This is a genomic window from Paraburkholderia caffeinilytica (assembly GCF_046030355.1).
GTDB classification, from domain to species: Bacteria; Pseudomonadota; Gammaproteobacteria; order Burkholderiales; family Burkholderiaceae; genus Paraburkholderia; species Paraburkholderia caffeinilytica_B.
In genome coordinates this window covers 62567-71972 of record NZ_JAQQCQ010000037.1, presented here as the reverse complement: position 1 = coordinate 71972, position 9406 = coordinate 62567, and the positions used below count along the sequence as shown (strand labels likewise).

Here is a 9406-nt window from a genome sequence, read left to right as displayed (position 1 = left end):
GTCGGGGGGGTGGGGTGGGGGGGGGGGTGGGGCGGTGGGCCTGAGGTTGGCTCTGGCGTTATGGCTGGTGTCGTGACCGCCGCTATGACGGGCGCTATGGCTAGCGCGGCGCCGGGCCGGCGCTGCAGGCATCGGCTGTAAGTCTTGCTTCACATCGGCAAAAGATACGGAGTTTTGGGGGTTTGTGACTGGCTTGTGGTGGGCTTGCAGCGGCATTGCCACTGCGGTCTTTGCCACGCAGGAGGCTGCTGGACTCGCAGCGTAATGGCGTGCTCGTGCAACGCTTCAATCAACCACGATTGCATCAGACAATTGCGATTTGTCGGGCCCTGTATGGCCGCTGACGTCAACTGCGGTCAACCACGGCCACCCACGATCAACCGCGGCTCACCGGCCCGACCTCGACCGGTACTGCGGCGAAACCGCGAAACCGAACGCGCCCACCGCGCGTCGGTTCGCCGTCGAGCCGATACGCCGGAAAACGCTGCACAAAGCGTCCAATGGCGATGCGCGCCTCGAGTCGCGCAAGCGACAACCCCGCGCACTGATGAATGCCGAAGCCGAACGCGAGATGCCGGTTCGGATCCCGGCGGATATCGAAACGGTCCGGTTCCGCGAACTGCTCGGGATCGCGATTGGCCGCGCCGATGCACAGCGTGACGGGCGTACCGCGTGCCACGGCGACGCCACCGATTTCCGTGTCGACGGTCGCCATGCGGTTGCCCAGTTGATTCGAACTCTCGAACCGCAAACACTCTTCGATCGCCGACTCGATCAGCGACGGTTCGCCGAGTAGCGCGGCGCGCTGTTCCGGCCAGTCAGTGAGTGTAACGAGACCATTGCCGATCAGATTCGTGGTGGTCTCATGACCGGCGTTCAGGATGAAAATGCAGTTTTGCAGCAGTTCCGTTTCCGACAACTGCTCGCCACCCTGTTCTCCCTGCTCGCCCTGGATCAGGCGCGTCAGCACGTCGTGCTGCGGATCGCCGGGTTCGCGCCGGCGTCGCGCCACCAGATCGCGCAAATAGTCGACGAATTCACTGACCGCGCGATTGCCCCGTTCGAGTTGCGCATCGCTCAGCGAAGGCTCCAGCGCGCCAAGTATCGCCAGCGACCAGTCGCGCAAGGGCGCGCGCTCAGCGTGCGGCACATCCAGCAGATTGCCGATGACCTCGACCGGAATCGCCGACGCAAACTCGTCGATCAGATCGATCCGGCCACGCGCCGCAGCCGTATCGAGCAAGCCATCGACGAGGCGGATCAGCCCGGGCTCCATGGCCGCGATGGCACGCGCCGTCAGCGCGCCGGCGATCAGTTTGCGCACCCGCGTGTGCCGCGGCGGATCGTTGAAGACCAGACTGGTGGTGTGATGCGTGTAGAGCGGCGAGTCGCCATACTTCGGCTTGAATTCGACGGTTTTATCGGAACTGAAGGTTTTCGGGTCACGGTAGACCGCCTGCACATCGCGAAAACGCGTCAGAAACAGCGAGCCGTCCGGCATGCGCTTGATCGGTTCATGGGTGCGCAGCGCGTGGTAGACCGGATACGGATCGGCATGGAACGCGGGGCTCAGTTGGCGCAGATCGAAGTCGCGCGCAAGGGTGGACGCGTCGCTGGCGGTCGCGGGGGTCATTGCTTGTCTCCGTAGTGGTGCGCCTCGTCGCGGGTGCCAATGCTTATCGTGCGCGGTGTGCTGCGCGCCTCATAGGCGCTGCGGGCTCGATAGGCTCGATGGCTACGTCGATGACTGCGAGGCGTCGTTCGAAGCGCCAGTATGACGCGGGCGTCTGATGATTGCACGGTGGATTGCCTGGCGGCGGTATGCGGCTGGCTGCGTGGCAAGTTTTCTGGCGAGTCGGTCATTGCCCATTGCCGGTTCGGTAGCCTTCCGCCCGATTGCAGGCTGCCCCTGCGGCCTCATGCCATCGAACCGTTACAATGGCGGAATTTTCCGCGCGCGTCGCGCGCCCGTCCTTTTCTGCGTCAATGGGTCGTCCATGAACCTCGTTATCCAAAGCACCGCGCCCCTTTCCGCCGACCACCACAAAACGCTCGTCGCGCTCGCTCGCGGCTCGCACGCCGCCGTCATCGACGCGAACGCGATTCGCATTGCCGATGCAAACATTGCCCAACGCCCGGACCTCGAAGTCTATTGCGGCACGCATCAACTGGACTATGCGTTTGTCGAAGCCGGCCGCCAGTTGCGCGACTTCGGCCTCGTCGCGATGGACATGGACTCGACGTTGATCACGATCGAATGCATCGACGAAATCGCCGACTTCTGCGGGCTGAAAGCAGAAGTCGCCGCGATCACAGAAGCCTCGATGCGCGGCGAAATCAAGGACTTCAACGAGAGCCTGACACGTCGCGTGGCATTGCTCAAAGGACTCGACGCCGGCGCGCTCGAACGCGTTTATGAAGAACGGCTGCAACTCTCGCCAGGTGCCGAACGGATGCTGGCCGGCGCGAAAGCGGCGGGATTGAAAACGCTGCTGGTGTCCGGCGGATTCACGTTTTTCACCGAGAAGCTGAAAGCGCGGCTCGGCCTCGATTTCACGCACGCGAACACGCTCGAGATCGTTGACGGGAAGTTGACCGGCAATGTAATCGGCGAGATCGTCAACGCCGATGTAAAGGCCCGCACGTTGCGCGAGACGTGCACCCAACTGGGCATCGAGCCGGCCCGCGCGATTGCGATGGGGGATGGTTCGAACGATCTGAAAATGATGGCCGCTGCGGGACTGTCTGTCGCATTCCGCGCGAAACCGGTGGTGCGCGAAGCAGCCAGCGTGGCGTTCAACCACGTTGGGCTGGATGGGTTGCTGCGGTTGTTCTAAAGCTTGAGTTTGCGCTGGCCGCCGCAATGGCGGCCAGCGCCGGTACGAGAATTATTTGTTGAAAGGGGCAATCGTGAGCACGCCCAACATGTAGATCCCGATGACCACCATCACGACATTAGCCCACTTCAGGACACGGGCGTAATTTTCGTCGGATTCCAGAAATGTGAATACTTTATGCATGTGTGCCTCCCAAAAGTAGATCAGTATAAGAGCTACGTTATCTGAAAAATCTAAATCAGCTTCACGTGTAGGATTGCAAACAGAGTGGCTGCAAGAAAGCTTGCAAGAACCGAAGTCGCGATTGCCACGCGCGACAGCGCCCCCGCAACGAACCGCTTCGGCTTGTTGCGAGCGAACGTGCCCGCCCGGTCGTGATGTGCGTAGACCAGGGCCGACATCACGATAATGGAACAGGAAAACGCCAGCATGCAAAATCCAGCAATGGCGGACTCCAGGGTGGAGACTAAGCCACGCCCTCGCTCCAGCACGGTCATCGCCTCATAAACCGCGGCCGCGCACAGCCCGATCGCACACCAGAACAGTTGGCCGTCTTTCACTGACGCGGCGATCAACGCCTTTGCGACGCGCCAGCCGTGCGTGGGTGCGACGAGCACTAGCGTAAAGATCGGGCCGACAATCGGCACGCCAAGATTCAGCAATATCCAGAAAAATAGATTCATCGAAGTTCACCATTGCGCGTTGATCGTTAGTCATAGTGCGCACCATCGTAGCGTCGAGATACGGCTTCGACTATTCGGCCGAATGGTTAGGCTTACTGGCTATCTTGACAAACAAAAGGCCCATCGGAAACATATCCCGATGGGCCTTCTCGACCTTCAGCAATCGACAATCAGCGCTCAGGCGCTTAACCCAGCCCCACCAGACACTGCTCGATATCCGCGCGCAAATCGGCTTCTTCTTCCAGACCGATATAGAACCGCACCAGCGTACCGCGATACGGCCATTGGCCTTCCGTACGCATCGAGGCAACGTCGTACGGCATCGCGAGACTGTGCGCGCCACCCCAGCTCCAGCCGAGCGAAAACAGCTCGAGCGATTCGCAGAACGTGTCGATTTGCGCCGCGCTATAACGCGCGTCGAACACGACTGAGAACAGTCCGCCCGCCCCCGTAAAGTCACGCTTGAAAAACTCATGCCCCGGACAGTCGGACAACGCCGGGTGCAGAACCGCGGCAATTTCCGGGCGCGTCTTCAGCCAGGTGGCAAGGCCGAGCGCTGCGCGGTCATGCTGTTCGAAACGCAAGCGCATGGTCGGCAGGCTGCGCAGAATCAGCGAACAGTCGTCCGACGACACGCCGATACCCATGTGCATGCGCGCGGACTTCAGCTTCAGATGCAACTCGCGATCGACGGTGATCGTCGCGCCCATCAGCACGTCGCCGCCGCCCGACTGGTACTTGGTCAACGCCTGCACCGAGATATCGACGCCGTGGTCGAACGGCCGGAAACCGAGTCCCGCCGACCAGGTATTGTCGATCGCCGTGACGACGTTGCGCGCACGCGCCACTGCGGTGATAGCAGGCACGTCGGGGACTTCCATCGTGACCGAACCCGGGGCTTCCAGCCAGATCAAACGCGTATTCGGCTGGATCAGATCCGCGATCCCCGCGCCGATCATCGGATCGTAGTAGCGCGCGGTGATGCCGAAATCGCGCGCCAGCCAGTCGCCGTGGTCGCGGTTCGGCGAGTAGACGTTATCGGGAATCAGCACGTCGTCGCCGGCCTTCACGAGGCCGAAATAGACGTTCGAAATCGACGACAATCCCGACGGCTGCAACAACGCGTGATTGCCGCCTTCGATCATGGCAAGCCGCTGCGCGAGTGCGAGTGAAATAGGGGTGGCGTGCAAGCCATAGCGCCATTGCGCGTCGTTTTTCCAGTCGAGCGCGCGCATCGTCGCCAGATCGGGGAACACGACGGTCGAAGCGCGCGTAACCGGCATCGAGAACGACTCGAAGCCCGGCGTGAGCTGGTCTTCGTGACGCACGATGGTGGTTTGCAGACTTCGTTTAAGTTTGGATTGGGTCATGGTGTAGGTAGACTTTACTCGCCGGTTTGCAGGTTGCTAACCCCGCCGACGGCATGAGCACCGCTTGTCGCCGAGGCGGGCGCACTTGCTGCCCCGTTAGCGGACGACTGCGGCGCGACCGCTGCCTTGTTGCCCGACGCTGCGCCAGCACCGGCTGAAGCCGCCGGCACAGGCTGCCCCGCGGCCAGCGGTTTCAGATCGAACGGCTGCGGGTCGGAATCGTCGACGTTCATCCGGTCGCCCGCCACCGATCCGTCGGCGGCAAACTTGCCCACCCAGTTGCCGGTGATATGCGTGCCGTCGTTCGATTCCTCGACCTCGAGCGTGTCGCCGTCGCGGTCACCCGCGATCAGGATCACTTCGCCGGTATCGGTGTACTGATACTCCCCGTGCACGCCGGCCGGATCATCGGTTTTCGCACCGAGTCGCAGCACGATCTGGCGCGCGCCGAGCATGCCGGCATAACGCGGGAACTTCGCGAATTCGGGGCTCGGCTTGAGCGGCAGCTGAATCGGCGGAGGCGCCGCCAACTCCTTCACCGCGTCGCTTTGCGCCCATGCCTGCACGGGCAGCACCGCCCCGGCGCCAGCGCACAGCAATGCGGCCACGCTCACTGCACGCAGAAGGAAGTGCCCTTGGGGCATTGCCCATCTGTGCCGACGCATCGCACCCTTCATCGCTTTCGATTCCTGCATCCGTTCTTTCCTTGTTGCCTGATACCGCTCGATATCCGCTCGATATCCGCTCGATACCCGCGTGCTACCCGAGTTTGCTACCCGTTCACTGCGGGGACTTCGCCCGGCGGGGAAAGTCGACGCCTCACGTTGCGTCTCCTCACCCCGCCGCCGGCCTCAGATCCGTTCGAAGATCGCCGCGATGCCCTGCCCGCCGCCGATGCACATCGTCACCAGCGCGTAGCGGCCGCCCACCCGCTGCAACTCATACAACGCCTTGACGGTGATCAGCGCACCGGTTGCGCCGATCGGGTGGCCAAGCGAAATACCCGAGCCGTTCGGATTGACCTTGGCCGGATCAAGACCCAGTTCCTTGCTGACCGCGCACGCCTGAGCGGCAAACGCTTCGTTCGCTTCGATCACATCGAGATCGGCGACGGTCAGGCCGGCACGCTCGAGCGCCTTGCGCGTTGCCGGCACCGGGCCGATGCCCATGTAGGCCGGATCGACGCCCGCATGCGCATACGAAACCAGCCGTGCCAGCGGCTTGATACCGCGTTTTTCAGCGACGCTGCGTTCCATCAGCACGACTGCCGCGGCGGCGTCGTTGATGCCCGACGCGTTGCCGGCCGTCACCGTGCCATTCTCCTTCGCGAACACCGGCTTCAACTTGGAGAAGTCTTCCGCCGTGGCGTTCAAGCGCGCGTGTTCATCGGTATCGAATACGACGTCGCCCTTCTTCGACGGAATCGTGATCGGCAGGATCTGGTCCTTGAAGTAACCGCTCGTAATCGCGTTGGCCGCGCGGCGATGCGATTCAAGTGCGAGCGCGTCCTGCGTTTCGCGCGAGATGTCGTACTTGCGCGCGACATTCTCGGCGGTTACGCCCATATGGATCGACTGGAACGGATCGTTCAGTGCGCCGACCATCATGTCGACGAGGCGCGCGTCGCCCATGCGCTGACCGAAGCGCGCAGCCGGCATGGAATACGGCGCGCGGCTCATGTTTTCCGCACCGCCGCCGATCGCGATGTCGGCGTCGCCGAGCAGCACGCTTTGCGCGGCCGAGACAATGGCCTGCAAGCCCGAACCGCACAGCCGGTTGACCGTCAACGCGGGCGCATGTTGCGCGACACCGCCGTTGATCGCGGCCACGCGGGCCAGATACATGTCTTTCGGTTCGGTATGCACAACGTTGCCGAACACCACGTGACCGACTTCGTCACCCGACACGTTCGCGCGCGCCAGCGCTTCACGCACGACGCGTGCGCCCAGATCGGTCGGCGGAAAATCCTTCAGGCTGCCGCCAAAACCACCGATTGCCGTACGCATGCCGCTTACCACCACTACGTCTCGTTGCATCGCTCGCTCCTCTCTTAAGTGTCTCAAGATGATCTTGTCCTGGCGGCCCGCGGAACGCACTTCGCAGCGCGTTGCGGTCAGCCGGCCAGGATGTGCTCGACCGTCGCCCGCGAAGGGATCGGCGCGACCGCGCCGTAACCTTGCGTGGACAGTGCGGCGGCGACGTTCGCATAACGCGCCGCCTGAAACGGATCGTCACCCGCGACGATGCGCGCGATGAACGCGCCGCCGAAGCAGTCCCCCGCGCCGGTTGCATCGACCGCGTTGACGACGTGGCCCGGCACGACGCGCCGCTCATCCGGCGTGGCGATATACGAGCCTTCCTTGCCGAGCTTGAGCGCCACGACACGCGGACCGTGCGACAGCAGAAAATCGACGATCTCGTCGCGGCCGGTCAAGCCGGTGAGTTCAGTGACATCGTCCCAGCTCGGCAGGCAAATATCGGTTTGACGAATGGCTTCGAGCATCACCGCGCGCGCTCTTGCCAGCGGCCAGAGCTTCAACCGCAGGTTGGTGTCGAAACTCACGCGCACGCCGTTTGCGCGCGCATGCTCGATCGCCGCGAACGCTGCGTCGCAGGCGCTCACGCTAATCGCGAGACTGATACCGGACAGATGAATGACTTGAGCCGCGGCGATCGCACCGAGCGGTAAATCGTGTGGCGCGTAGCGGCTCGCGGCCGACCCCGCGCGCAGATAGTCGAACGCGTGACCTGCGGGGCCGTGCGAGACAAAATAGACGCCGGTGGGCGCGTGCGGATCGACGCGCACGAGCGACGTCTCGACCTGCTCGCGTTCCCACAGATCGATCAGCAGACGCCCAAAATGGTCGCTGCCGACGGCCGAAACGAAACCCGTCTTCGCGCCTTGCCGTGCCGCCGCGATGCAGAAGTTCGACGTATCGCCGCCGAAGCCTTGCAGATAGTTCGGCTGATCTTTGGCCGACTGGTTGAATTCGATCATCGCCTCGCCGAGCGCGAGGATTTCAGAAGGCCTGCTTACAGGAGACCGGTCTGCCGGCGTATCAGCTATGCTCACCGTCATCGCTTAAACCTCACCCCACAGGTCGTGGCCGTCGGCGCCGGTGATCTTCACCGAGACGAAATCGCCGACCTTGTAACGTTTGGATGCCTTGGTGGCGGGCGCGATATACACGACGCCGTCGATCTCCGGCGCATCCGCCGCGGTGCGGCCGATGCCGCCGTCGGCATTGATCTCGTCGACCAGCACTTTCAGCGTCTTGCCGACCTTCTTCGCGATCCGTTTGGCCGACACTTCTTCGGCGACTTCCATGAAACGCGCGCGGCGCTCTTCACGCACTTCGTCGGGCAACGCACCGTCGAGTTCATTGGCGCTCGCGCCTTCGACCGGCGAATAGGCAAAGCAGCCGACCCGATCCAGTTCCGCTTCGCGGATGAAATCGAGCAGCGTCTGGAATTGCTCTTCAGTCTCGCCGGGGAAGCCCGCGATGAAGGTACTGCGGATCGTCAGATCGGGGCACATTTCGCGCCACGCCTTCACGCGCTCCATCACCTTCTCGGCGTTGGCCGGCCGCTTCATACGCTTCAATACTTCCGGATGCGCGTGCTGGAACGGCACGTCGAGGTACGGCAGCACGTGGCCCTTGAACGGGCCTTCAGCCATCATCGGAATGACTTCATCGACGCTCGGATACGGATACACGTAATGCAGCCGCACCCAGGCGCCATATTGCGCCGCGAGTTCGCCGAGCGCGCCGACCAGATCGGTCATGCGCGTCTTGATCGGCTTGCCGTTCCAGAAACCGGTACGGTATTTGACGTCGACGCCGTATGCGCTCGTGTCCTGCGAAATCACCAGCAGTTCCTTCACGCCGGACTTGAACAGGTTCTCCGCCTCGAGCATCACGTCGGCGACCGGGCGCGACACGAGATCGCCGCGCATCGACGGGATGATGCAAAACGTGCAGCGGTGGTTGCAGCCTTCGGAAATCTTGAGGTACGCGTAGTGACGCGGCGTGAGCTTCACACCGGCGGCCGGCACCAGATCGACGAACGGGTCGTGCGGCTTCGGCAGATGATTGTGCACCGCCTGCATCACCTCACCGAGCGCGTGCGGCCCGGTCACGGCCAGCACCTTCGGGTGAACTTCTTCGATCAGATTTGAGCCACTCGCACTCTGCTTGGCGCCGAGGCAGCCGGTAACGATCACCTTGCCGTTTTCGCTGAGTGCTTCGCCGATCGCGTCGAGGCTTTCCTGCACCGCTTCGTCGATGAAGCCGCAGGTGTTGACGACGACGAGGTCCGCGCCGTTGTATGTGCCGGAGATCTCGTAGCCCTCGGCGCGCAGCTGCGTGATGATCTGCTCGGAGTCGACAAGCGCTTTAGGACAGCCGAGGCTGACGAAACCGACCTTCGGCGTCGAAGGAGTCGGCACGGCGGGGGAAATGGTCTGCGACATAAGGTGGGTCCGGCGTATAGCGGTGACGATGGCGACAAATGG

Annotated in this window: 8 protein-coding genes; 1 reads left to right on the top strand and 7 read right to left on the bottom strand. The window is 62.8% G+C overall.

Annotation, left to right across the window (positions count from 1 at the left end):
- Positions 1-376: 376 nt before the first annotated feature.
- Positions 377-1633, bottom strand: a complete 1257-nt coding sequence (locus PQQ95_RS34625; protein WP_408446363.1) for a cytochrome P450 — start codon at positions 1631-1633, stop codon at positions 377-379.
- Between the two features lie 364 nt (positions 1634-1997).
- Between PQQ95_RS34625 and serB the strand changes: the two genes are divergently transcribed.
- Positions 1998-2837 (top strand): phosphoserine phosphatase SerB, encoded by an 840-nt coding sequence (gene serB, locus PQQ95_RS34620; RefSeq protein ID WP_408446361.1) that lies wholly within the window; start codon positions 1998-2000, stop codon positions 2835-2837.
- Between the two features lie 233 nt (positions 2838-3070).
- Here serB and PQQ95_RS34615 read toward each other — a convergent pair whose 3' ends face one another.
- The 6 genes from PQQ95_RS34615 to rimO form a co-directional block, all read right to left on the bottom strand.
- Positions 3071-3520: a hypothetical protein gene (locus PQQ95_RS34615; protein WP_408446359.1), complete on the bottom strand. Its 450-nt coding sequence runs from the start codon at positions 3518-3520 to the stop codon at positions 3071-3073.
- A gap of 185 nt (positions 3521-3705) precedes the next feature.
- On the bottom strand, positions 3706-4890 hold the full coding sequence (locus tag PQQ95_RS34610) for a cystathionine beta-lyase (protein ID WP_408446356.1): 1185 nt from the start codon (positions 4888-4890) through the stop codon (positions 3706-3708).
- A 14-nt stretch (positions 4891-4904) separates the two neighbouring features.
- Positions 4905-5585 (bottom strand): hypothetical protein, encoded by a 681-nt coding sequence (locus PQQ95_RS34605; protein WP_408446353.1) that lies wholly within the window; start codon positions 5583-5585, stop codon positions 4905-4907.
- A gap of 156 nt (positions 5586-5741) precedes the next feature.
- On the bottom strand, positions 5742-6926 hold the full coding sequence (bktB, locus tag PQQ95_RS34600) for a beta-ketothiolase BktB (RefSeq protein WP_408446350.1): 1185 nt from the start codon (positions 6924-6926) through the stop codon (positions 5742-5744).
- Positions 6927-7003: 77 nt separating this feature from the next.
- Positions 7004-7969, bottom strand: a complete 966-nt coding sequence (locus PQQ95_RS34595) for a sugar kinase (RefSeq protein ID WP_408446347.1) — start codon at positions 7967-7969, stop codon at positions 7004-7006.
- Positions 7970-7972: 3 nt separating this feature from the next.
- Positions 7973-9364, bottom strand: coding sequence for a 30S ribosomal protein S12 methylthiotransferase RimO (gene rimO / locus PQQ95_RS34590; protein WP_408446345.1), 1392 nt, complete (start codon positions 9362-9364; stop codon positions 7973-7975).
- Positions 9365-9406: the final 42 nt, after the last annotated feature.